Source organism: Plantactinospora alkalitolerans (genome assembly GCF_015690345.1).
GTDB lineage: Bacteria > Actinomycetota > Actinomycetes > Mycobacteriales > Micromonosporaceae > Plantactinospora > Plantactinospora alkalitolerans.
Window position 1 is genome coordinate 26,241 of sequence record NZ_JADPUN010000144.1, and the last position, 22,965, is coordinate 49,205.

Sequence of the window (22,965 nt, forward strand, 5' to 3'; positions counted from 1 at the left end):
CTCGCTGTCGTCCGGTTCTCTACAGGCTGCGGGCGGTGATGTCGCCGTAGTCGGTGGTCGCCTGGATGTTCAGGCCGGCCGCGGCGCCTTCGGTGTTCATCAGCGTGTTGTGGATCCGGCCGTGGCTGGTGCCGGCGTCCAGGGAGGCGGAGACTCCGTGGGCCGCGCCGACCGTCACGTCGCCCATCTGGGTACGCAGGACGACCGTGCCGGAGGCGGCCTCGGTGATGTTGATGTTGCCCTTCTGGGTACTGATCTCCGCGGGGCCGGTAAGGCGGCCGATCGCGACGTCACCGTAGGCGGTCATGCGTACGCTCGCGGCCTCGTCGATCTTGACCGCACCGTACGCGCCCTCGCAGGCGACGTCGCCGAGCCGTCCGACGCCCCGGAACTCGGCGGCGGCCGCCTTCACGTCGATTCCGGAACCGGTGGGCAGTTGGACGGTCACCTCGATGGATCCGGACGCGCCGAGGATCTGGCTCTTCCCGTCCGGTGTCTTGATCCGCAGGACGCCGTCGCTGAACTCGACCTTGGTCTGCTCGGCCGCCTTCACGTCGCGGCCCTTGCCAGCGTCGGCCGGCAGGACCTCGACGGTGGTGTCGGCCCGATCGGCGGCGATGACCTGGATGCGGCCGGCGGGGATCTCCAGGACGGCGGAGATCGTGGTGGGGGTGTCGAACTTCTGCATCATGTTCTCCTCGTGTGCTCATTGTTTCTGACATGAGAAACGCTACGTTGCGTTCGAGGATTCAGCAACGACATCGTTGCGCCCAACTGCTAGTTATGCAGGTCAAGCTAAGGTTTTCGTTGCAACGAGCATGGAGCTAACGCAATGACCAAGGGTTTGCCCGTTGCATTGGCTGTGGGTGAACGCTACGCTGGCGGCACCAGGAAAGCGCGAAGGGAGTTCTCGGTGCCGGGAGGCAGACTCATCCAGCAGGAACGTCAGCAGATCGCGCTGGGACTGGCCGACGGCCTTGCCTACGCGGAGATCGCCCGACGTCTCGACCGCCCCACCTCGACGATCACGCGTGAGGTGATGCGCAACGGGGGCCCCACCGCCTACCGCGCCGACCTGGCCCACCGCGCCACCGAACGCCGCGCCCACCGGCGCAGGCACAGCGCGCCCCGAGGGCAGGGGGCGCCGACCCACGGCCGGGGGCGCGACGACGAGGCCATGCGCGAGTACGAGGAGGCGTTCACCACCCTCCTGATGCAACAGGGCCTGCCCAAGATGATGGCTCGGGTGCTGACCTGCCTCTTCACCGCCGACGCGGGCAGCCTCACCGCGTCCGAACTCGTCCAGCACCTCCAGGTCAGCCCGGCGTCCGTCTCCAAGGCGATCGCGTTCCTCGAAGTTCAGGGCCTCATCCGCCGGGAACGCGACGAACGCCGTCGCGAGCGCTACTTCGTCGACGACGACGTCTGGTACCAGTCGACGATCGCCAGCGCCCGTGGCATCGCCCAGGTCGCCGAGATCGCGCGGCAGGGAGTGACCGTCCTCGGCCGCGACAGTCCGGCCGCCACCCGTCTGGAGAACATCGCCCGGTTCAGCGGCTTCATCAGCGACAGCATCCTCCGGGCCGCGGAACAGGCGCGCGAGGTCCTCTACACGAAGTCCGAAGCAAGCTCGGGTGGCACCGCCGCGCCAGGTGCGTAACCTCCGGCAACCCGCTCAGAACCGACCGTCGACGCCGGTGTCGCGTGGCGGTTTGGCCTCAGGGTCGGCAGGATCGGGGCATGACCTCCGAACCGTACCTGCGGGCGATCGGCTCACTGCGGGCCGTGACGCTGGACGCCCCGGACATCGACCTCCTGGCCACGTTCTACGAGCAGCTCGCCGGTTGGCGGCGCGAGCCCCACGGCGCCGACGACGACTGGATCGCGCTCAACTCCGGTGACGGCTGGCGGATCGGCCTGCAACAGGCCACCGACCACATAGCGCCGCACTGGCCGGACCAGGACCGTCCGCAGCAGGCCCACCTCGACTTCCGGGTACCGGACATCGATGCGGCGGCGGAACACGCCCAGCAGCTCGGCGCCACCCTGCTTCGCCGCAACGAACGGTGGCACACGCTGGCCGACCCGGCCGGCCACCCGTTCGACCTGTGCGTCAACCCGGACGATCCGCGAACCACCCTGATGGCCGTCATGCTCGACTGCCCCGACGCGAAGGCGTTGAGCCACTTCTACGCGGAGCTGCTCGGCAAGCCCGTGACGTACGAGGCGGACGGGATCGCCATGATCGGCGAGGACGGCGCGCAGCCGGTGATGTTCCAGCAGGTGGAGCAGTACACCGCGCCACGCTGGCCGGATCCGGCGTACCCGCAGCAGATCCACCTCGACGTGATCGTCCAGGACGTGGACGTGGACGCGGCGGAGCGGGCCGCTCTCGACATCGGTGCCACCCGACTGGACGGCGCCGGCCCGGACTGGCGCGTCTACGCCGATCCGGCCGGCAAGCCGTTCTGTCTGATCTGGACGGTCTGATCAGGGCTGCTCTGCCAGCTCCGATGCGTAGGTGTCCGTCGCATCGATATCGACTACCGCCTGCCGGGCAGCAGACTGGTCGCCTCGCTCGCGGAGCAGGCGCACGAGCATGTACAGGGCGTACCTGTCTCCGTGCCGGGCGCGGTGCCGCAGGTCGCCGTCGCGGTCCTGCTCGTAGAGGAACCGATCCAGCCGGCGTCGCGCGTGGACGTCCGTTGTACCCCGCGCGGCCAGCTCTTCGAGCCGACCCGCCCTCGCGAGCAGGTCCATGTGCCGCAGATGCGCGTCGTGCCGCAGATAGTCGTGGCTGTAGCACTCCGCGAACTCGCTGACCGCCGAGATTTCGGCATCCCACTCCCCGATCCCCTCCGCCGTGCGCGCGGCGTCCCCGCCAGCCACGCGGTCGGCGCCGCGATCGCCGGAGGGCCGGGTCGCGCTCAAGCGGTCGGCGTGAGGCCGTCGTGCTTGAGCGCGGTGAGGAAGCTGGTCCAGCCGGGGCCAGCATAGACGAGTACGGCGCCATCGCGGTCCTTGCTGTCCCGGACGGCGACCCGACCACTGCCGTCCAGCACCGGCCCGGCCTCCACACAGTTTCCGTCGCCGTTGCCGCTTCTGCTGCTGACGTTCCAGGCCACCTCGGACAGCGCGACGGCCCGCGCTGCGTCGTGTTGCGCCATGTTTGCTCACTCCAGACGCGCTTCCATATCGGCTAGGAACGCGAGTGTGGCCTTCTCCTGCAGTGCCACGCCGCGCAACCGATCGTACTTCTGGAGCAGCGCCTCGGCCTTGTCACCTTCCACCACGAGAGTTCCGGCGGGGGTGGAGATGCAGCCCGCGAACGGGTAAGGCGGACGCATCCGGAACACGTCGAAGGCACCATTCGGGCTGGCATGCGCGCCCGCGTCAGCGGGCAGAACCAGGATCTCGACGTGTCGATGGCGGGCGACTTCGCGTAGGTGGGCGAGCTGCGCCAGCATCACCTCAGGGCCGCCGACCAGCCGCCGCAGGGCGCCCTCTTCGATGATGGCGCATAGCCGGACCGGATCATCCCCGTCCAGCCGCTGCTGTCGGGTCATCCGCAGCTCGACGAAGCGGGCGATCTGCTCTTCACCCACGTCGACGTGCGCTGCGCGGATGAGCGCCTCCGCGTAGTCGCGGGTCTGCAAGAGGCCGGGCAGCACGCCGACCTGGAACGAGTAGATCTCGGCCGCCCGGCTCTCCAGCCAGATCCAGTCGATCAGCGAGGCGGCGACGTCGGAACTGAAGCCGTCCCACCAGCCCTTCTGCCACGCGTCCTCGGACATCGTCTTGAGGTCGTCGCGACGCTTCCGGTCGTCGACTCCGCAGATGTCGAGGTACGCCAGCACCTCGGGCACCCGAGCCGGGAGCATGCCGGACTCGATACGGCTGACCGTCGACGGGTTGCGCTTGACGAAGTCGCCGACCTCCTTGAGCGTCAGCTTCGCCGTCTCACGCATCTCACGGAGTTGCTGGCCAAGCCACTGCGCCCGCAGCGTGAAGGCCTGCTCGTTCGGCATGACGAACTCCCTCGATCCTGATTAGACCGACAATCAGCATGACGCAAGAAAAGCGTCGATGCAAGATTGCACAATGAGCAATTGCTGTGCATGCTGTCTGTGTGACTGTCGTCACCTGAGGTGATCGGCGGGAGTGGAAGATCCGGATCGGGGTGGTCGGTTTGGCAGCCAGTGCCCACCCCGATCCGGCAACGAGTCGAGAGGGAGCAATCGCGATGGACCACGTCCCGGGGAACGACTCCCCGTCTGTGTACCACGCGTCCGTCGACGACGGTGTTCACGCCACCCGGTGTGGCGTACCCCGTCCGGCCTGGCTCCCGATCGGCCCGGACCCGGTGCCGCGCTGACCCGAACGGCGCGGCATCGGCACCAGCCGGGTGGGCACCCGGTCGCCGACGGCACGGCCCGCTGAACCCGTACTTCCTTCCCCCGAGGGAGTGGCGGGCTGCTGCGGCCGGGTGCCCACCCTCGTCGCGGAGGGCAGCCGATGACCATCTACCAGTCCAGGACGACCTACCAGTCCAGGACGAGCGCCGACGCCGACGCCGAGGCGGCACACGCGACGCTCGCCGCGCACGTACCCGATCGGGACAGCGGAATCTGTCCGGCCTGCCGGACCAGCGGGCCGTGCCCGCCCGCGAACGCGGCGGCCAATCGGCTGGTCGACCTGGGTCTGCCGGTGTTGGCGCCGATCCCGGCGCGGCGGGTGCCGGCGATGCTGGTCCGGATCACGCCACTACTTACCTATGCCTGGCAGCGCCGACTCGGACTGTTGCCGACCACCGGAGGCGGCTGATGAGGTTGCCGTTCGACCCGGATGATCCACCCGCCGAGCCGCCGCCGGGCTGCCCGCTGCCGACGATCTGGCGATTGGCGTACGCCCTGCACGAGCGACACCGGCCGGCGGACGACGGAATCTGCGCCTGTGGCGTCCGCTACCCGTGCGCGAGCCGGCGGGCGAGCCTTCGGGCGTTCCTCGAAGCCTGTGGCGTGCCGGTCCGGGTGCCGCCCAGCGACCTGTTCGATCTCTGGCACGGAATCCTCCTGGTCGATCCGGCCACCCGTCCAGACGGACCGTCCGCGTCCCCGCACGGCGCCGGGCCGCAGAACCTGGATGGATAGCCTGCGGGTCAGGTTCGCTGTGGCCGCCGAGAGCCCTCTCCCCGCTCAGCCCGCCCGGAGCCGTCCGGCGCGTTTCAGGGTCAGTACGGCACCCACTGTCGCGTAGCCGCGCCATTCCAGCGTCGCGGCCGGCGAGCTGCTGGCGAAGTCGACCGTCCAGCCCCCGTCGTCCTGCTGCTGTGTGGCCAGCCTGTCCAGCTCGGCGTCGATCACGCCGTCACCCAGCAGCGCACTCGCCGGGCTACCGGGCACCGGCGCGAAACTGAGCGCCCGCATCGTCTCGCCTTCGCTGCCGCCCTGGACCGGAACGAGTCCGGTGTCCGGCACGAACTGGGCGAGTCGCGCCAGTAGCGGCGCCGCCGCCGGATACCGCTCGTACGCGGTGTCCAGGAAGCGGACCGCGAACGCCAACGCGATCGCGTGTGGCGCCGAGTCCAGCGCCCCGATGGCATCGAAGCAGTACTGGGTGGCGCGGGCCAGCCAGGGGTGCGCCGTGACGGCGGGGTCGTGTGCGGCGACCCGTAGTGCGGCCCCTGCCGCAAAGGCGGTGCTCTGCAGCGCCGAGACGGTGTGGTCGGCCTCGGCCCAGAAAGGCGCGCAGGCGCTGGCGTCGACTACCGGCAGTGCGAACGGCAGGCCGCCGTCGGGCAGCGTCACCGAGTCCAACCAGTCGCACAACTCGATCGCGCGCGACGTGGTCGCGGGTGCGATGTCCTCGAAGACCTCGAAGGCATGCAACGCGCCACCGGGCTGACTCTCCGGCGCGCGCAGGTCGGGTTCGAGTCCCCAGCCGTAACCGCCGTCACCATTTCGGTAGCCATCCAGCGCGGCGAGCACGGCGTCCGGCTTCGTTTCTCCCAGGAGCAACTCGAAGCGGCGTCGGTCGAGCAGCCGGCCATGGCCGGCGAGGAAGGATGCGGCACGCGACAGGTCAACGCTCATGGGTCTCAAGGATGGCAAGTCTCGCGGAGCGGGTCTTGAACAAATCGGACCTCCGCCGAACCGGACAACCCCCGCACCGTCCTGCGGTGCGAGGGTTGTCCGGCGTTCTGCGTTGAGGGAGCTTTTGGTGGCGATCTCGGCCAGACCTGGTCAGACCTGGTCAGACCCCGGCGGGTACCCGCTCGGTCGCCGCGTCCGGCTCGGTCGCCAGGTGCTGGCGCAGCCGCTCGCCCTCGATGTCCACGTTGGGCAGGATCTTCGACAACCAGCCGGGCAGCCACCACGCGCTCCGGCCCAGCAGTGAGATGACCGCCGGGACGATCGTCATCCGGACCACGAACGCGTCGATCGCCACTCCGACGGCGAGGGCGAAGCCCATTGACTTGATCACCGGATCGTCGAGCAGGATGAAGCCGGCGAAGACCGAGGTCATGATGAGCGCGGCGGCGGTCACCACCCGGCCACCATGGCCCATGCCGTTGATGGTGGCCTGGGTCGGGGTGTCGCCGTGTACGAAGTCCTCGCGCATCCGCGACACCAGGAAGACCTCGTAGTCCATCGCCAGCCCGAACAGGATGCCGATCAGCAGGATCGGCAGGAAGCTGACCAGCGGACCCGGGGTGTCCAGCCCGACCAGGCTGCTCAGATGGCCCTGCTGGAACACCAGCACGGTGAGCCCGAACGTGGCGCCGACGGTGAGCAGGAAGCCCAGCGCCGCCTTCAGCGGCACCAGCAGGGACCGGAAGACCAGCATCAGCAGCAGTACCGACAGGCCGACGACGAGCAGCAGGTACCACGGCATCGCGTCGGAGAGCTTCTCGGACACGTCGATGCCGACCGCCGTCTGACCGGTGAGGGCGACGTCGGCGCCGTCCGTACCGTCGACGGGTCCGACCTTCTTCCGGATCTCGTGCACCAGGGTCTCGGTCGCCGGATCGGTCGGGCCGGTCGTCGGGATGACCGCCAGCAGGGCGGTCAACCGGTCGCGGCTCAGGTTCGGCGGGCTGACCGCGAGCAGGTTCTCGGTGCCCTGCAGCGCCGCCGTGACCTCCTGGGCGGCGGACGCGGTCCGCGCCGCCGAGTCGCTCGACACCACCAGCGCGAGGCGGTTGTTGAACCCGGGCCCGAAGCCGGCGGTGATCAGGTCGGCCGCCTCACGTTCCGGGGAGCCCTTCGGGCTGCTGCCGGCGTCCGGCAGCGCCACCCGCATGTCGGCGGCCGGGATGGCGAGGGCGCCGAGGCCGAGCACGGCGACCAGGATCAGCGGTACGCGCAACCGGATGACGATCCGGGCCCACCGGAACCCGAAGCTCTCGGTCCGGCCCGGCCCGGCCACGGCTGCGGTCGCGGCGGCGTTCCCCTCGGTGCCGGATTCGGTGGCCGTCCCGGCGCCGGTTTCGGCACTGCGGAGCCGGCGCGGCAGGATGCGCCGGCCGGCGAAGCCGAGCAGCGCGGGAAGCAGCGTCAACGCGACGAGTACGGCGACCGCGACGGTTCCGGCGGCGGCCAGTCCCATGATGGTCAGGAACGGGATGTTGACCACGGCCAGTCCGGCCAGCGCGATGACGACGGTGACCCCGGCGAACAGTACTGCCGAACCGGCGGTGCCGATCGCCCGCCCGGCCGCCTCCTCGGGCGCCAGCCCCTCCAGCAGGTTCTGCCGGTACCGCGAGGTGATGAAGAGCGAGTAGTCGATTCCGACCGCCAGGCCGAGCATGAGCGCGAGTACCGGTGCGGTGCTGGTCAGCTCGATGGTGTTGCTCAGTGCGTACAGCCCGGCCATTCCGGCGCCGACCCCGATCAGCGCGTTGAGCATCGTCATTCCGGCCGCGACCAGTGATCCCAGCGTCACGACCAGCACGACCAGGGCGATCACCACGCCGATGCCCTCGGTGCCGCCGATCTCGGGGGGAACGCTGGACATCACCTCGCCGCCGTGCTCCACCCGTAGGCCCGCCGCCGTCGCGGCCGAGCCGCTCTCCCCGTACGCGTGCCGCTGCGCCTCGGTGATCTCGTCGGCCTGGTCGGCGAACTGCACCTGGATCAGCGCGTACCGGCGGTCCTGCGACACGGCCCCGGTGGTGAACGGGTCGAGCGCACCCACCGCGCCGGGCAGTGCCGACGCCTCGCGTACGAGGTCGGCCACTGCCGCCTGCCGTTCCGGCGCGGTGAGCTGCTGGCCCTCGGGCGCGGCCACAAGGATGGTGCCGGTGGCGCCGCTCGCCTCGGGGAACTCCCGCTTCAGTGCGTCGATCGCGTGCTGGGACTCGGTGCCGGGGATCGAGAAGTTGGTCGACGTCGGGCCCATGAAGGCCACGGCCGCCCCGCCGAGCGCGGCCAGCAGGACGAGCCAGAGGACCACCACGAGCCGGCGGCGCCGGAACGAGGCCCGGCCAAGTCGGTAGAGGAGGGTCGCCATTGTCGTTTCCTTCGGTCGAGGGGTGAGGCGTTCCAGGCTTTTCAGGGGTGGTGGAGCGGTGTCAGGAGGTCATGGATCGGAGGTCACGGGTGGAGGTGTCGGGAGCGGCGTCGGGCAGGAGTGCGCGTCGGGCCACCCGGACCAGGGCCGGGCGGAGTTCCGTGGCGTCGTCCTCGGTGTGGTCGATGGCGATCGCGGCGATCCCGCCGAGCATCACCTCGGCGGCGATCCGGGCCGCCGGATCCGTCGACCGCCCGGCGAAGTTGTCGATCAGCCGCGCGGTGACGGGTTGCAGGCTCGCGAAGGCGGGCTGTTCGAGCAGGTGTGGAAGATCGTCGTAGATGAGCGCGATCTCCCGCCGGTAGGCGAGCACCAGCTCGACGAAGCCCTCGATGGCGGCCTCCTGGGCGGCGGCGGCGTCGAGCCCGTCGATCCTGGTGTCGAGGTCGACCAGGTCCCCCGCGGCGGGCGCGACCAGGGCCAGCAGGATGGCTTCCTTGCTGTCGAAGTGGTACAGCAGCGTGGCCTTCGAGCAGCCCACCTCGACCGCGATGTCGTGCAGGGACGTGCCCTTGAAGCCGACCCGGGCGAACTGCCGGGCCGCGACAGCCAGGATCTCGGCACGGGTTCTGCTGCGGGCCATGTGCTCACCTCCGCAACCCAGCGTGCCTTGACCGATCGGTCAGCAACTAACCGATCGGTCAGAATGTGAGCTGGATTACTGAGTACCTGACGGCGTCGGGCCCGACCGCTGGTCCGAGGCGGAAGTCTCGTTTCGCGAGCTGACCAAGCAGTGATTCAGATCCAACTGTCAATATCTGTAGATATCTATTGATTGGCTGATTGGATGATCTGCTCTCGGAGGATCGGCCCTACGGTGATCTTGCCTGCCTCACGGTCGAGGCGCACCGATACCACGGCACGGGGGAGTCCGATGGGTAGAGGATTTGTCGGCCGCGTCAGCGTCTGCCTGGCATTGATCCTGGCCACACAACTGGTGCCGGGGCTGCCCGAACCCTTGGTGGGCGCGCGGCCCGCGGCGGCGAGCGCAGTGCCCCCGACGCCGCCACCGGCCGCCGTGGATCCGGCGCCGTACCTGTCGGTGGTGGACCGGCCCGGACCCACCGAGGTGGCCCGGTACGACATCTCGACGGACACGGTGTGGGGCCCACAGGGCTCGCCCTACATCATCCGGTCGATGGTGGAGATCGCCGAGGGGGCCAGTCTGACGCTGCTGCCCGGTACCGTGGTCAAGCTCGACAAGTCCGGTGTGCTGCAGGCGTACGGTCAGATCCTGTCCCTCGGCACTCCGCGCCAGCGAGTGATCTTCACATCGCTGCGGGACGACACGGTGCTCGGCGACACCAACGGCGACGGTGACGCCACCCGGCCCGCCTCCGAGGACTGGAACTACATCGCCGTCGTCGGCGGCGACATCTCGGTGGCGAACTACCGGCGACCGGTGAGCTTCTTCGACCACACCGACTTCAAATACGGTGGCCAGGAGGTCACCAGTTGTTCGGCCGCAGCGCTCGAACTCGGCTGGGCCGGCAGCCGGGCGGTGATCTCCAACTCGACCTTCGTGGCCACGACGGCCGGCGTTCGCTCGAGGGTGGGTGATCGGGGTTTCGCCGGCATCTACAACTCGTACTTCGAGTCCGGCAGTTGCGGGATCACGATGAGCCAGAGCAGTGCCGAGATCGTGGGCAACACCTTCGGCGCCGGGCTGACGACCGCCCTCACCGCTGATCAACCGAAGAAGTTGCGGTTCTGGTACAACACCGCCGAACAGAAAGTCGGGGTCTACAGCAGATACTCCGGCGCTCCGCCGCCGTCCCGGCCCGACGTGGACGTACGGTACAACGCCCTGCTGACCGGCTACACCACGTTCCCCTACGGATTCTTCAACCTGACCGACTGGTCCGGCAACTGGTTCGGTCGGGACGCCAACGCCGCGCTGCCCACCTGCATGGACCCGGCGCTGGCCGCAGCCGCGAATCCACCGGTGAAGACCACGCCGTCGACGAGTTGTCCCACGGGCCAGGCCGCCGTGGTGGGTTACCTGGATGGCGTACTACCGGCGCTGTCCGGCTCGCCCCAGGTGCTCCCGACCGCGATCCGGGAGGCTTCCGCACCCCGTCTCGGGCCGGTCAACCTGCACAGCGGAGCGCTGACCTATCAGACCGAGGACCTGGCCGTGCAGGACGCGGGCAAACAGCTCACCGCGACCCGTACCTACCGGTCGGACCGGCTTTCCGGCGGTGACGCGGGTAAGGGCTGGACGAGCGCGTACTCGGAGGCGTTGTCGACCGTCGGTGCGCAGACCACGCTGAACCTCCCCGACGGCACCGCGCTGGGCTTCGCTACCGATCCCGGGGCCGGATACACCCCCGCCCCCGGTGTGTCGGCCTCGTACGTGACCGGCGCGACGGGCAGCACGGTCACCACGCCGGAACAGACGAGCTACCGGTTCAACCCGGCCGGTGAACTCACCGGCCTGACCCTCGGTGACCCCGGCCACGAGGTGGACGTTCAGCGGTCCGGCGGTCAGGTCAGCCGGGTCACCGGGGTGTCGGGACGTCACCTGGCGTACACCCGAAGTGGCGGGCGGCTCGACGCGATCGCCGACCAGACCGGCCGTGGCGTGGCCCTGTCGTACACCGGGGAACGGCTGACCGGCGCCAGGGGGGTCGACGGGTACACCGAGACCTACGAGTACGACGGCAGCGGCCGACTGACCAAGGTGGTCACCCCGGAGGGCCGGGTGAAGCTCGCCGCCGGATACCGCGCGGACGGCCGGGTGGACTGGGTCGAGGATCAGGGAACCGGCCGGACGGCCATCGGCTACGACGACGCCAACGGGCGTCGCACCGTCACCCGGGCCGACGGGACCGTGCTCACCCAGACATACGACTGGGCCGGTCGCCTGGTCACAGAACGGGCCGGCAGCACCGGCGTGCACATGATCTACGACGGCGAGGGGCGCCTGGTATCCCGGATCACCGGCGTGCCGGCGGTGCCGATGAAGGGCTACGGACCGTCGGCACCGGCCACCCTCTACGACGGCAAGGGCGATCCGGTCATGTCGGTCGACGAGTACGGCGCCGATACCGCGACCACCTTCGACGCCAAGCACCGCCCGTTGCTGACCACCCTGTACGACCGGAGCACCATCAGCCGCAGCTATGACGCCGATGGGCGGCTGGACCAGATGACCGACCAGTTCGGAAAGGTGTGGGAGTACGACTTCAACGGCCGTGGGCAGCCCACCGTGCAGACCGATCCGTTGCGTCGGACCCGGAAACTCGGCTACGAGGCCGACGGCGATCTGGCCTCGGTGACCGACGAGTCCAATGCGACCACCGTGTTCGGCAACGACACGCTCGGCCGGCGGACGTCGGTCACCGATCCGCTCCAGAAGCGTACGACCCTGGCCTACACGACCTGGGACGAGCTGATCGAGACGGAGAAACCGCGGGGCGGCAGGACCACTGTCACCTTCGACCGGGACCGGCACCCGACGTCGGTGACCGATCCCGCCCAGGTCGCCACCTCTTTCCGATACGACACCAGCGGGCGGCTGGAGACCATCGTCGACGCGGCAGAGAACACGACGGTGCTGGGGTACGACGCGGCGGGTCGGATCAGCACGGTGACCGACCCCCGAGAGTTCGTGACGCAGCGGGGCTACACGCCCGAGGGCTGGGTGCGTGACATCACCGACTCCCGGCAGAAGGTCACGAGCTTCACCTACGATCCGATGGGTCGGCTGATGCGCAGCACCGACCCGCTGAACCAGGTGACGCAGCTCCAGTACGACCGGTCGAGCAGGGTCACCAAGGAGTGGACCGCGGACGGCGCGATCTGGGCGAGTGGCTACAACGCCATGGGTCGGCAAACCTCGGTGACCACGCCCCGGAAACACACGTGGGCGATGGAGTACGACCTCGCCGGCAAGCCGACCAAGGTCACCGACCCGTTGGCCGCCACCTCGCTGACCTCGTACGACGACGTCGGTCGGGTGAAGACCACCACCGACCAGGAGAACATCGCCACCACCTACACCTACGACGACGCCGCGCGCACCGTGACGGTGACCGACGTCCTCGGCACGGTGGGTGTGCACCGGTCCGACGCCGCCGGCCGGCCGAGGTCGTACACCGACGGCTCCGGGCTCACCACGAGCTGGGGGTACGACGACGACGGCAACCGCAGCTCGACGACCGACCCGGCGGGCACCAGCCGTACCGAGTACAACCTGGCGGGTCAGGTCACCGCCGAGGTCGACGCCACCCTCCGGCGCACGGGCAGCACCTACGACGCGGTCGGGCGACTGGACACCGTCACCCACCCCGGTGGGGCGGCCGAGTCGTTCGACTACGACCCGGTCGGCAACCTGACCACCCACACGGACCGGACGGGAGCGGTCTGGAGCTGGACCTACCAGGCGGCGAACCTGATGGACACGGCCACCGACCCGCTCCAGAAGGTCACCCGGTACACCTACGACGACCTCGGGCGGCAGTCGTCGATCACCGACCCCACCGGCGTGGTCACGAACACCGCGTACGACCCGGTGGGCCGGCCGGCGGTCCGCTGGGACGCCCGTGGCGCCTCCTGGGTGACCCGTTACGACCTCAACGGCGACATCAGCGAGGAGGTCGACCCGGCCGGCGTCGAGCGCAACTATGAGTACGACAAGCTCGGCCGGCGCGAGTGGATGGGGTTCGCGAACACGTCGTACTACTACGACTACGACAAGACGAGCCGGATGATCAGCGGTGACGTGCCGTACCGGCAGACCTGGGACCACGACGCCCGGGGCCGGGTCACCGAGGTCGGTGACGCGTACGGCAAGAAGACGACCTACGGCTACGACGGTGCCGGCCGGCAGACCACGGAACGGCTACCCGGTGGGCGTGAAACCACCCGGACCTACGACGCGGCCGGTCGCCTCGACACCGCGCTCGACGGGCTGCGGAACGCGACCGACTACGACTACGACGCCGCCGGCCGGCTCACCACGCTCACACTGCCCCGGGGCGGGCACTTCGACTACACCTACGACGCCGCGGGCCTGCTCGACACCGAGACCGATCCGGCCCGGCAGACCACCAGCTACGACTACGACCAGGCGGGCCGGTGGAAGGGCACCACGTACCCGTCGGGTCGCGTCGTCACCGCCGAGTACGACCCGGCAGGGCGGCAGAAGTTCGTCAAGGCGGGCGCGGAGACCCGCAGCTTCGGTTACGACGACGCCGGTCGGATCGCCTCGGCCGCCACCGCCGGCCACCAGACCACCCTGACCTACGACGACCGGGGCCTGCTCAAGAGCACCACCGACGCGTTCGGTACCACCGGCTACGACTACGACCTGGCACACCGGCTGGCCACCCGGACGCCACCCAGCGGTGCCGCCACGACGTTCGAGTACCACTCGCTCAGTGGACGCATGACGGCGCTGCGCGGACCGATCAGTGCCGACTACGCGTACGACAGGGGTGGCCAGATCGAGAGCATCAGCGGCCGGCTGCCCACCGCGACCACGTACGACCGGCGGAAGTACGACGACAACGGCCGGCTCTCCACCGTCGTGACGCCCTTCGACACCTACGGCGTCACCTATACGCCCGACGGTCAGGTCAAGTCGACGACGGGGCCGACCCCCGGCAGCGGTACGCCGACGACCACCACCTACAGCTACGACGATGCCGGCCGGCTCGACACCGCGGTCGCCGGTCAGGGCAGCACGGTGGTGTCCAGCACCGACTACGACTGGGACGCCGACGGCAACCGCACCTCCGTGGAGGTCTCCGGCCAGCCCACGGTCACCGCCTCCTACGACCTGGCGGACCGGATCACGTCGACCTCCACGGCGGGGGAACACACCTACGACCTGGACGGCCGGCTGAAATCGACCGCCGACGGACAGAGCTACTCGTACGACCCGTACGGGCAACTGACCGGCGCGACCACCTCGGACGGCACGGTCGCGTACAGCCGGGACGCGTTCGGTCGGGTCGCCGGGCGGACCGTCGGGGGCGTCGAGCAGTCGTTCTCGTACGAGGCGACCTCGGCCGCGGTCTCGGGCAGCAGGACCGGGTCCGGTCCATCGACCGAGGTGGTCCGGGATCCCTCGGGGGACCTGCTCGGTCAGCGGACGGTCGGCGGCACCAGCGTGCGGGCCCTGTTCAACCCGCACGGTGACGTGACCCGCTTCGTCGACACCACGAACGGGCGGGTCTCCTGGTCGGCGGAGTACGACCCGTTCGGAACGACCTTCGGCGTGTCCGGTACGGCACCACCGGTGCCGTTCGGGTTCCAGGCCATGTACAGCGATCCGCTCACCGGACTCGTCGACATGGCGGCGCGGCACTACGACTCCGGCACCGGACGGTTCACCCAGCCCGACACGGTCATCGGGGACCTGGGCAGTCCGATCAGCCTCAACCGTTACCTCTACGCCAATGCTGATCCGCTCAGCATGTTCGACCCGGACGGTCACTGGCCGCGCTGGCTCAACGGACTGGCGAACGCCATCCGGGGCGCCGTCGACCAGATCGGCGACTCGATCTCCCACACCTGGAAGCGGGTGGAGGGCAGCGCCTCGGTCTCGTCGATGAAACGCTCTCTGGAGCGCTCGGGTCGGAACCTGGCCGCCGAGATCGCCAGCGGCACCGCCCGATTCTGGGATGACCACCAGGACCGGATCGGCAAGGCCCTTGTCGGGGTCACGGTCGGCGCGGCGATCATCGGTGGGTGCACGGCACTCGGGGTGGCGACGGCCGGTATCGGCGGCGCGGTCTGCTTCGGGGCCGCCATCGGCGCCGTGGCCGGCGGTGCGTTCTGCGACTCCGACCGCAACGCCCTCGCCTGCGCGGGGACGGGCGCGGCGGCCGGTGGCGTGGCGGGCCTGACCGGTGGTCTGGTCGGGGGAGCCGGTGGCAGCGCGTTCGCCGTGGGGGCGGTGTCCGGCTTCACCGGTGACGCCACCGAGCAGGTGCTCAGCACCGGAACCATCGACGCGCGGCGGTTGGCCGGCGCCACCTTCGGCGGAGCGATCCTCGGCAGGATCAGCGGGCGGCTGCTGGCCGGCAGGACCGGTACGGCGACACGTCCCTGGGGTGCGGGTCCGCTGGCCCTGCCGCCTGGCCCGCTCGCCGGCCGGGGGCGGGTGGCACTACCGGGCGCGTCGAGCGTGGAACGTGCCGCCGGTGAGCGGGCGGTTCCGCTGTTGCGGGTGCGTGGCATGGGGGTCGGGCCGAGGTATCCGATGAACATGGGTTCGGTACGGCACATCGCGGCCAAGTACGGCGTCGACATCTCGGGCATCCGTTTCGACATCAACAAGAGTCTTGCGAACAGGTTCGGAATGACGCGGCCGAACTGCACGGTGCAACTCTGTCGGGATGCCTTCCGCAGTGAGGAGGACCTGGCTCGTACCCTGGCGCACGAGAAGGTCCACGTCGACGAGTTGCGAGGTGGGCGGCCCTATCCCAAGGATGACGCGGAGGCCGAGCTCTGGGAGGACCGGGCGTACAAATTCGAGGCCGACTGGTGGGCGCAGCATCCGGTACGGCCGGACGGGGTGGGCTGATGGAGGAACGGATCGATGGCTAGCTGGGACGAGTGGAGCGATCGGTACGAGGTGGCGTTCGTCGCGGTGCCGGGCGACCCGCACCAGCCGTGCCCGGAGTGTGGCCACGACGCCCTACGGCTGGTCTTCACGGGCGATCTCGAAACGGCGGTCGGTTATGCCTCCTTCTGGTGCGACCACTGTCTCAACGGCATCTCGATTTCGCGGGTCCCCATTCCCCCGGGCGCCGTCGTGCGTTCGATCCACGACGCGCCGGAGGACCGACGGCCTGTCATACCCAACTTCCGACTGGTCATCTGAACCGCCGTCGTGATCCGTTGCGCGGATCCCGGCCGCTGACACGGCCCTGCCCCGGCGTCGATCGGATCTCGACGGCCGGGTCCGGGGGACGATCGCCGTGGCGGGAAGCGGCCGGAACGGAGGAGGATGGCACCATGCGCTGGACCGTGCTCGAATCCCCGATCGACGAGCTCTCCGTCGGGGTCGACGACGTCGGAGTCTGTGGCGTGCGTTTCGGACCGGTGGAGGTGGCGGTTCCGGCCACGGCCCTGGTCGAGCCGTCCGGTCCCGACACCGCCGGGCTGGCGGCGGCGGTCGCGCAGCTTCGGGCGTTCTTCGCGGGGGAGCTGACCGAATTCACCGTTCCGCTGCACGTGCGGCGGGGCTCGGAGTTCGAGCGCGCGGTCTGGGCCGAGATGTCGAAGATCCCGTACGGCGAGACCCGCACCTACGGCGAGGTGGCGGCGGCGGTCGGCGACCCGGGGGCGGCCCGCGCGGTCGGGGTGGCCTGCAACCGGAACCCCATCCCGGTGATCGTGCCCTGCCACCGGATCGTCGGGGCCGGCGGCAAGCTGGTCGGCTTCGGCGGCGGCCTGTCGCGCAAGCGCCACCTGCTGGAGCTGGAGGCCGGCGTCGCCTTCCAGCGCGCCTGGACCTGATCCTCGACGGGGCCGGCGGGTCAGCCGGGCGGTGTCGGGGCCAGTCGGACCCGGCGGAGCAGTTGGGCGTTGAGCGCCACCACGATGGTGGAGCCGGACATCAGCACCGCGCCGAGGGCGGGGCTGAGCGCGACTCCGGCCCCGGCGAGCACTCCGGCGGCGAGCGGGATCGCGACGACGTTGTACCCGGCCGCCCAGGCGAGGTTCTGGATCATCTTCCGGTACGACGCTCGGGACAGCCGGATCACTCCGGTCACGCCGCGCGGGTCGGAGGAGGCGAGTACCACCCCGGCAGACTCGATCGCCACGTCGGTGCCGGCGCCGATCGCGATCCCGACGTTCGCCCGAGCCAGCGCGGGCGCGTCGTTCACCCCGTCGCCGACCATCGCCACGATCAGCCCTCGACGCTGGAGGTCGGTCACCTTGTCGTCCTTGTCCGCCGGCAGGACCTCGGCGAACACCTCGTCCACCCCGGCCCGGAAACCCAGCTTCGCGGCGACCGCCTCGGCGACCGGGCGGGCGTCACCGGTGATCATGGCGATCGTGCGTACGCCCTGTGCCCGCAGGTCGGCGATCGCCTCCCGGGCCTCCGGCCGTACCTCGTCCTCCAGGGCGAACGCGCCGAGCACCCGCGGACCGCCGCCGTCGAGGCGTACCAGGTAGAGCACCGCGGCTCCGCGCGCCGACCACTCCTCGCCGACCCGACGAAGGTCGTCGGAGGGTCGGGCGGCCAGTTCGCGCAGTAGGGCCGGCCCGCCGACGGCGTGGTCCCGGCCCTCGACGTGGGCCCGGACGCCCCGGCCGGACAGTGCCCGGAATCCGGTCGCCGTCGCCCTCGCCGTCCCGGTCCGCTTGTCGGCAGCGGCGACGATGGCTCGGGCGAGCGGATGTTCGCTGTCGGCCTCGACCCCGGCGGCCAGCCGCAGCACCTCGTCCTCCGCACCCGCGACCTCGGCGGCGACCGCGGTGACGGTGTGCGCGCCCCGGGTCAGCGTGCCGGTCTTGTCGAACAGCACCGCGTCGACCGTGCGCATCCGCTCCAACGCCAACCGGTCCTTGACCAGGATTCCGGCCCTGGCGGCCACGGCGGTGGAGAGCGCGATGACCAACGGGATCGCCAGGCCGAGGGCGTGCGGGCAGGCGATCACCAGAACCGTCACGGTACGCACCACGGCCTCGTCGACGCTGCCGAGCGCCGACCAGACGACGAAGGTGAGCACGGCGGTGGCGGTGGCGATGTAGAACAGCCAGGCGGCGAAGCGGTCGGCGAGCAGTTGCGCCCGACCGCTGGACTGCTGGGCCTGGGCCACCAGGCGTTGGATGCCGGCCAGCGCGGTGTCGTCGCCGAGGGCGTCGACCTGGACCCGGATCGCGGAATCGGTCGCCACGGTGCCGGCCACGACCCGGGCCCCGACACCACGGGAAACCGGCCGGGACTCACCGGTGATCATCGACTCGTCCAGTTCGGCGGTGCCGTCGACGATCCGGCCGTCGGCCGGTACCCGTGCGCCGGGGCGGACCAGCACCACGTCGTCGACCCGCAGGTCGGCCAGGGGAACCCGCTGTACGCCGCCGCCGGAGTCGATCCGCTCGGCGTCGTCGGGCAGCAGTGCCGCCAACGCCGCCAGGGCGCCCCGGGCCTGGCCGATCGCCTTCATCTCCTGCCAGTGCCCGAGCAGCATGATGGTGACCAGTGCGGCGAGTTCCCACCAGAAGTCCAGGTCGAACGCGCCGAAACTGGTGGCCAGCGAGGCGACGTAACCGACCGTGATCGCCATCGAGATCAGCAGCATCATGCCGGGGGTGCGGTCGCGCAGTTCTCCGAGGCCGCCGACCAGGAAGGGCCAGCCGCCGTAGAGGAAGACGATCGTGCCCAGCACCGGCCCGACCAGGGACATGCCCGGAAAATCGAACGCGTAGCCGAACCAGTCCATCACCATGTGGCTGGTGACCACGATCGGCACCGTGAGCGCCAGGCTCAGCCAGAACTTCCGGCGGAACGCCTCCGGATCGTGCCCGGCGTGCCGGTCGTGCCCCTGACGGTGCCCGTCGTCGTGTTCCTGGTGCTCGTCGTGTCCGTGCTGCCCGTCGCGCATCGTCGATCACCCCTCGAAGGCAAATATACCCCTGGGGGGTACCTTGGCAAGGGGTACGTCGGTAAGGGGTACGTCGACAAGGGGTTGTCGTAACTCCAGAGACAGGAGCGGGGCCGGACCGTCTTCGGTCCGGCCCCGTCTGCCCTACCTCACACTCAGCGCTCGATCGTGCCGGCGATGAAGTCCTCGACGGCCTGGTGGGCGTCGTGGTCCGCGTACTGGGTGGGTGGGGACTTCATGAAGTAGCTCGACGCCGAGAGGATCGGGCCGCCGATGCCCCGGTCGAGGGCGATCTTCGCGGCCCGGACCGCGTCGATGATGACGCCGGCCGAGTTCGGCGAGTCCCAGACCTCGAGCTTCAGCTCGGCGTTGAGCGGGACGTCGCCGAACGAGCGACCCTCCAGCCGGATGTACGCCCACTTGCGGTCGTCCAACCACGGCACGTGGTCCGACGGCCCGATGTGCACGTCGCCCTTGGTCATCTCGTGCGGGATCTGGGAGGTGACCGACTGGGTCTTGGAGATCTTCTTGGAGACCAGTCGGGTGCGCTCCAACATGTTCATGAAGTCCATGTTGCCGCCGAAGTTGAGCTGGTACGTGCGCAGCAGCTCGACGCCCCGGTCCTCGAAGAGCTTGGCCAGCGCACGGTGCACGATGGTCGCGCCCACCTGGCTCTTGATGTCGTCGCCGACGATCGGCAGCCCGGCGTCGGTGAACTTCTGCGCCCACTCCGGGTCCGACGCGATGAAGACCGGCAGCGCGTTCACGAAGGCGCAACCGGCCTCGATCGCCGCCGTCGCGTAGAACTTCGCCGCCTGCTCGGAGCCGACCGGCAGGTAGCAGACGACCACGTCGACGTCGGCCTCGCGCAGCGCCGCCACGACATCGGCCGGCTGGCGGTCGGACTCCTCGACGATCTCCCGGTAGTACTGGCCCAACCCGTCCAGGGTCGGCCCACGCTGCACGAGTACGCCGGTCGGCGCCACGTCGCACAGCTTGATGGTGTTGTTCTCGCTGGCGACGATCGCTTCTGCGAGGTCCATGCCCACCTTTTTGGCGTCGACATCGAACGCCGCGACGAACTCCACGTCCGAGACGTGGTAATCGCCGAAGGTGACGTGCATGAGACCCGGGACGCGGTCGTTGGGGTCGGCATTGCGGTAGTACTCGACGCCCTGGACCAGGGACGAGGCGCAGTTACCCACACCGACGATGGCGACGCGGACGGAGCCCATCGCGTTTGCCTCCTTTGTGTTCATCACGGCCGCTCCGGTCTCAATTCCTGGACCTGCCCAGGCGGAGGCGGGATGTGTTCTTCTGACTGTCCCTGGGCGGTGCCCGGGGTGTCCGGGACGGTGCCCGGGGTGGACCCCGACGGGGTCCGGCCGGAGCGCTCGTTGGCGATGAGCTCCTCCAACCAGCGGACTTCGCGCTCGCAGGCGTCCAGGCCATGGCGCTGCAGTTCGAGGGTGTAGGCGTCGAGGCGGACGGCTGCCCGGCTCAACACGTCGCGCAGACCCTCGCGACGCTCCTCGACCTTGCGCCGGCGGCCCTCGAGGATCCGGAGCCGGGTCGCCCGGTCGGTACGGGAGAAGAACGCGAAGTGCACACCGAACCCGGCGTCCTCGTAGGTCTCCGGACCGGTCTGGGCGATCAGCTCGGCGAACCGTTCCTTGCCCTCGGCGGTGATTTTGTAGACGACTCGGCCGCGACGGCTGGTCAGGGCCGGGATCTCCTCGGCGGTGGCCGGGGTCTCGGCCGCCTCGGTGATCCAGCCGGCCGCCTGTAGCCGACGCAGGGTCGGATAGAGCGAGCCGTAACTGATCGCCGCCCGGATCGCCCCGAGCTTGGCGGTGAGCTCCTTGCGGAGTTCGTAGCCGTGCATCGGGGACTCCTGCAGAAGGCCGAGGATGGCGAGCTCGAACATTGAGCACCCCTCTCCGCGTCTCCGTCAGGACCGGTGTGGCTTCCCTGTCAGGAGCCAGTCGCCGACCCGATGTATCGGGCCGATACATCGCACCGTAGACCCTCGCGCCCGGCGTGGCAAACCGTCGCAGGGCACGGATTCCACTACAGTCAGTGACGGTGGTCGCCTCGTCCGGCCGGACCGCGTACTCTTCTGCGCATGCGTTCGCAGCGCCAGGTCGTCGACTACTCGCTACAGAAGCGAGCGGTGCTGCGTGAGGTGCATTCGGGTCGGGTGGGCACCTACGAGGTGTGCGACGCCTCGCCCTACCTCAAGAACGCCGCCAAGTTCCACGGCGAGCCGACCGAGGCACTCTGCCCGGTCTGCCGGCGCGAAAATCTGACCCACGTCCACTACATTTACGGCGATGAACTCAAGCAGTCGGCCGGACAGGCACGCACCCGAGCGGAGCTGTCGGTGTTGGCGATGACCCTGCGTGAGTTCCAGGTCTACGTGGTGGAGGTGTGCCGCGGTTGCGACTGGAACCATCTCGTCGAGCAGTACCTGCTCGGCCGGGATGGCGTGTCCGGCGACGACGCCGCCAGCACCGCGTCGTCCGGCGGCGCGGCGGTGGCCGCGACGGCGACCGCGAACGGCACCGCGGTCAGACGAAGGCGCGAGGCGCGGCGGTGATCGTGACTCGTCTTCCCGATTCGGGGATCTTCCGACATTGGCGGGGCGAGTATCACTCAGCAAACCGGATAAGTCCGGTTATTTCCCATGTTGCGGCATCTGTAGCTCGGCGGGTCCGACTCTGGATGCGGCGTGTTCCAGCTCACGGCAACCCGGTGGTGGCGCGAACGCCCATCACCGCGACCGGCAGGGTGTGACGAATGAACTCGTACGGCGATCCTAGTTCCGCGCGTGGTCGGGCGCATTATCCCGGCACGAACGGCGACCACGGACCAGCGGACGATCCATACCGCCGCACGTCCCGTGACGACCGGGCCGATGCTGATCGGCGTTCGGCGGAGGGCGACCGGGGCGGCTGGCCCGCCAACGGCCGGGCCGACGGTGCGTCGGCCCGGGCCAGTGTGAGCGGGCGTGCCCCGTCCGGCCGGGCCACACCACCGGGTCAGCCCCCCGCCGGAGGCGGCTGGGCCGCACCGGTCTCACCGGCCTCCGGTTCCGCCTCCGTCGGATCGGCCTCGCCGGGTCGGGCCCGGGTCGGCCGGGCCGGAGTCGGCAGCGCGGCGGTTCCCGACGCACCCGGCTCGGGTGGCGGATACGGCGCGGCCCGACCGGCCGGTCGGGCCGCGCCGTATCCGCCACCCGAGCCGGGTGCGTCGGGAACCGCCGCGCTGCCGACTCCGGCCCGGCCGACCCGGGCCCGACCCGGCGAGGCCGATCCGACGGAGGCGGAACCGGAGGCCGGTGAGACCGGTGCGGCCCAGCCGCCTCCGGCGGGGGGCTGACCCGGTGGTGTGGCCCGGCCGGACGGGGCACGCCCGCTCACACTGGCCCGGGCCGACGCACCGTCGGCCCGGCCGTTGGCGGGCCAGCCGCCCCGGTCGCCCTCCGCCGAACGCCGATCAGCATCGGCCCGGTCGTCACGGGACGTGCGGCGGTATGGATCGTCCGCTGGTCCGTGGTCGCCGTTCGTGCCGGGATAATGCGCCCGACCACGCGCGGAACTAGGATCGCCGTACGAGTTCATTCGTCACACCCTGCCGGTCGCGGTGATGGGCGTTCGCGCCACCACCGGGTTGCCGTGAGCTGGAACACGCCGCATCCAGAGTCGGACCCGCCGAGCTACAGATGCCGCAACATGGGAAATAACCGGACTTATCCGGTTTGCTGAGTGATACTCGCCCCGCCAATGTCGGAAGATCCCCGAATCGGGAAGACGAGTCACGA

At 69.9% G+C, this 22,965-nt stretch carries 19 protein-coding genes; 8 read left to right on the plus strand and 11 right to left on the minus strand.

Annotated elements, in window-relative coordinates; translation table 11 throughout:
* Positions 1-19 precede the first annotated feature (19 nt).
* On the minus strand, positions 20-691 hold the full coding sequence (locus I0C86_RS13910) for a DUF4097 family beta strand repeat-containing protein (protein ID WP_323373633.1): 672 nt from the start codon (positions 689-691) through the stop codon (positions 20-22).
* A gap of 222 nt (positions 692-913) precedes the next feature.
* On the opposite strand from I0C86_RS13910, the gene I0C86_RS13915 reads away from it, so the two are divergent.
* Positions 914-1,660: a helix-turn-helix domain-containing protein gene (locus I0C86_RS13915; protein ID WP_196201663.1), complete on the plus strand. Its 747-nt coding sequence runs from the start codon at positions 914-916 to the stop codon at positions 1,658-1,660.
* An 80-nt stretch (positions 1,661-1,740) separates the two neighbouring features.
* Complete coding sequence (locus I0C86_RS13920) at positions 1,741-2,490, plus strand: VOC family protein (RefSeq protein ID WP_196201664.1); 750 nt, start codon at positions 1,741-1,743, stop codon at positions 2,488-2,490.
* On the opposite strand, the gene I0C86_RS13925 is transcribed toward I0C86_RS13920, so the two are convergent.
* The 3 genes from I0C86_RS13925 to I0C86_RS13935 are packed head-to-tail and all read right to left on the minus strand — an operon-like array spanning position 2,491 to position 4,028.
* The gene (locus I0C86_RS13925) at positions 2,491-2,931 is read right to left on the minus strand and encodes a hypothetical protein (RefSeq protein ID WP_196201665.1); all 441 of its coding nucleotides are present in this window, start codon (positions 2,929-2,931) and stop codon (positions 2,491-2,493) included.
* Complete coding sequence (locus I0C86_RS13930; RefSeq protein ID WP_196201666.1) at positions 2,928-3,167, minus strand: DUF397 domain-containing protein; 240 nt, start codon at positions 3,165-3,167, stop codon at positions 2,928-2,930. The genes I0C86_RS13925 and I0C86_RS13930 overlap by 4 nt, the downstream gene beginning before the upstream one ends.
* A 6-nt stretch (positions 3,168-3,173) precedes the next feature.
* Positions 3,174-4,028: a helix-turn-helix domain-containing protein gene (locus I0C86_RS13935; protein ID WP_196201667.1), complete on the minus strand. Its 855-nt coding sequence runs from the start codon at positions 4,026-4,028 to the stop codon at positions 3,174-3,176.
* Positions 4,029-4,515: 487 nt separating this feature from the next.
* On the opposite strand from I0C86_RS13935, the gene I0C86_RS13940 reads away from it, so the two are divergent.
* Positions 4,516-4,824 (plus strand): hypothetical protein, encoded by a 309-nt coding sequence (locus I0C86_RS13940; protein ID WP_196201668.1) that lies wholly within the window; start codon positions 4,516-4,518, stop codon positions 4,822-4,824.
* Positions 4,824-5,150, plus strand: a complete 327-nt coding sequence (locus I0C86_RS43355) for a hypothetical protein (RefSeq protein WP_230394130.1) — start codon at positions 4,824-4,826, stop codon at positions 5,148-5,150. Before I0C86_RS13940 ends, I0C86_RS43355 begins: the two co-directional genes overlap by 1 nt.
* Positions 5,151-5,195: 45 nt before the next feature.
* Here the strand turns inward: I0C86_RS43355 and I0C86_RS13950 are convergent, their stop codons facing one another.
* The 3 genes from I0C86_RS13950 to I0C86_RS13960 all read right to left on the minus strand — a co-directional run bounded on the left by I0C86_RS13950 (position 5,196) and on the right by I0C86_RS13960 (position 9,154).
* The gene (locus I0C86_RS13950; RefSeq protein WP_196201669.1) at positions 5,196-6,092 is read right to left on the minus strand and encodes a hypothetical protein; all 897 of its coding nucleotides are present in this window, start codon (positions 6,090-6,092) and stop codon (positions 5,196-5,198) included.
* A gap of 160 nt (positions 6,093-6,252) precedes the next feature.
* Complete coding sequence (locus I0C86_RS13955; protein ID WP_196201670.1) at positions 6,253-8,511, minus strand: MMPL family transporter; 2,259 nt, start codon at positions 8,509-8,511, stop codon at positions 6,253-6,255.
* A gap of 61 nt (positions 8,512-8,572) precedes the next feature.
* Positions 8,573-9,154 carry a TetR/AcrR family transcriptional regulator gene (locus tag I0C86_RS13960; RefSeq protein WP_196201671.1) on the minus strand — a complete coding sequence of 194 codons (582 nt, stop codon included), beginning with the start codon at positions 9,152-9,154 and terminating at the stop codon, positions 8,573-8,575.
* Positions 9,155-9,445: 291 nt separating this feature from the next.
* On the opposite strand from I0C86_RS13960, the gene I0C86_RS13965 reads away from it, so the two are divergent.
* The 3 genes from I0C86_RS13965 to I0C86_RS13975 all read left to right on the plus strand — a co-directional run bounded on the left by I0C86_RS13965 (position 9,446) and on the right by I0C86_RS13975 (position 17,046).
* Positions 9,446-16,108, plus strand: a complete 6,663-nt coding sequence (locus tag I0C86_RS13965; RefSeq protein ID WP_196201672.1) for an RHS repeat-associated core domain-containing protein — start codon at positions 9,446-9,448, stop codon at positions 16,106-16,108.
* 15 nt (positions 16,109-16,123) lie between these two features.
* The gene (locus I0C86_RS13970; RefSeq protein WP_196201673.1) at positions 16,124-16,408 is read left to right on the plus strand and encodes a hypothetical protein; all 285 of its coding nucleotides are present in this window, start codon (positions 16,124-16,126) and stop codon (positions 16,406-16,408) included.
* Positions 16,409-16,542: 134 nt separating this feature from the next.
* The gene (locus I0C86_RS13975) at positions 16,543-17,046 is read left to right on the plus strand and encodes a methylated-DNA--[protein]-cysteine S-methyltransferase (protein ID WP_196201674.1); all 504 of its coding nucleotides are present in this window, start codon (positions 16,543-16,545) and stop codon (positions 17,044-17,046) included.
* A gap of 20 nt (positions 17,047-17,066) precedes the next feature.
* On the opposite strand, the gene I0C86_RS13980 is transcribed toward I0C86_RS13975, so the two are convergent.
* From I0C86_RS13980 to I0C86_RS13990, 3 genes are all read right to left on the minus strand, one after another.
* Positions 17,067-19,142: a heavy metal translocating P-type ATPase gene (locus tag I0C86_RS13980; RefSeq protein ID WP_196201675.1), complete on the minus strand. Its 2,076-nt coding sequence runs from the start codon at positions 19,140-19,142 to the stop codon at positions 17,067-17,069.
* A gap of 155 nt (positions 19,143-19,297) precedes the next feature.
* Positions 19,298-20,377, minus strand: a complete 1,080-nt coding sequence (locus I0C86_RS13985) for an inositol-3-phosphate synthase (RefSeq protein ID WP_196201676.1) — start codon at positions 20,375-20,377, stop codon at positions 19,298-19,300.
* A gap of 23 nt (positions 20,378-20,400) precedes the next feature.
* Positions 20,401-21,069 (minus strand): PadR family transcriptional regulator, encoded by a 669-nt coding sequence (locus I0C86_RS13990; RefSeq protein WP_196201677.1) that lies wholly within the window; start codon positions 21,067-21,069, stop codon positions 20,401-20,403.
* 198 nt (positions 21,070-21,267) lie between these two features.
* Here I0C86_RS13990 and I0C86_RS13995 point away from each other — a divergent pair, with 198 nt between their 5' ends.
* Positions 21,268-21,741 (plus strand): DUF5318 domain-containing protein, encoded by a 474-nt coding sequence (locus tag I0C86_RS13995; RefSeq protein WP_196201678.1) that lies wholly within the window; start codon positions 21,268-21,270, stop codon positions 21,739-21,741.
* Between the two features lie 442 nt (positions 21,742-22,183).
* On the opposite strand, the gene I0C86_RS14000 is transcribed toward I0C86_RS13995, so the two are convergent.
* Positions 22,184-22,765: a hypothetical protein gene (locus I0C86_RS14000; RefSeq protein WP_196201679.1), complete on the minus strand. Its 582-nt coding sequence runs from the start codon at positions 22,763-22,765 to the stop codon at positions 22,184-22,186.
* Between the last annotated feature and the right edge of the window lie 200 nt (positions 22,766-22,965).

Bases quoted from the DNA above. Each gene is read 5' to 3' on its own strand.
- I0C86_RS13910 (WP_323373633.1), bottom strand. From the start codon at position 691: ATGATGCAGAAGTTCGACACCCCCACCACGATCTCCGCCGTCCTGGAG.
- I0C86_RS13920 (WP_196201664.1), top strand. From the start codon at position 1,741: ATGACCTCCGAACCGTACCTGCGGGCGATCGGCTCACTGCGGGCCGTG.
- I0C86_RS13930 (WP_196201666.1), bottom strand. From the start codon at position 3,167: ATGGCGCAACACGACGCAGCGCGGGCCGTCGCGCTGTCCGAGGTGGCC.
- I0C86_RS13935 (WP_196201667.1), bottom strand. From the start codon at position 4,028: ATGCCGAACGAGCAGGCCTTCACGCTGCGGGCGCAGTGGCTTGGCCAG.
- I0C86_RS13940 (WP_196201668.1), top strand. From the start codon at position 4,516: ATGACCATCTACCAGTCCAGGACGACCTACCAGTCCAGGACGAGCGCC.
- I0C86_RS43355 (WP_230394130.1), top strand. From the start codon at position 4,824: ATGAGGTTGCCGTTCGACCCGGATGATCCACCCGCCGAGCCGCCGCCG.
- I0C86_RS13950 (WP_196201669.1), bottom strand. From the start codon at position 6,092: ATGAGCGTTGACCTGTCGCGTGCCGCATCCTTCCTCGCCGGCCATGGC.
- I0C86_RS13955 (WP_196201670.1), bottom strand. From the start codon at position 8,511: ATGGCGACCCTCCTCTACCGACTTGGCCGGGCCTCGTTCCGGCGCCGC.
- I0C86_RS13960 (WP_196201671.1), bottom strand. From the start codon at position 9,154: ATGGCCCGCAGCAGAACCCGTGCCGAGATCCTGGCTGTCGCGGCCCGG.
- I0C86_RS13965 (WP_196201672.1), top strand. From the start codon at position 9,446: ATGGGTAGAGGATTTGTCGGCCGCGTCAGCGTCTGCCTGGCATTGATC.
- I0C86_RS13970 (WP_196201673.1), top strand. From the start codon at position 16,124: ATGGCTAGCTGGGACGAGTGGAGCGATCGGTACGAGGTGGCGTTCGTC.
- I0C86_RS13975 (WP_196201674.1), top strand. From the start codon at position 16,543: ATGCGCTGGACCGTGCTCGAATCCCCGATCGACGAGCTCTCCGTCGGG.
- I0C86_RS13980 (WP_196201675.1), bottom strand. From the start codon at position 19,142: ATGCGCGACGGGCAGCACGGACACGACGAGCACCAGGAACACGACGAC.
- I0C86_RS13985 (WP_196201676.1), bottom strand. From the start codon at position 20,377: ATGGGCTCCGTCCGCGTCGCCATCGTCGGTGTGGGTAACTGCGCCTCG.
- I0C86_RS13990 (WP_196201677.1), bottom strand. From the start codon at position 21,069: ATGTTCGAGCTCGCCATCCTCGGCCTTCTGCAGGAGTCCCCGATGCAC.
- I0C86_RS13995 (WP_196201678.1), top strand. From the start codon at position 21,268: ATGCGTTCGCAGCGCCAGGTCGTCGACTACTCGCTACAGAAGCGAGCG.
- I0C86_RS14000 (WP_196201679.1), bottom strand. From the start codon at position 22,765: ATGAACTCGTACGGCGATCCTAGTTCCGCGCGTGGTCGGGCGCATTAT.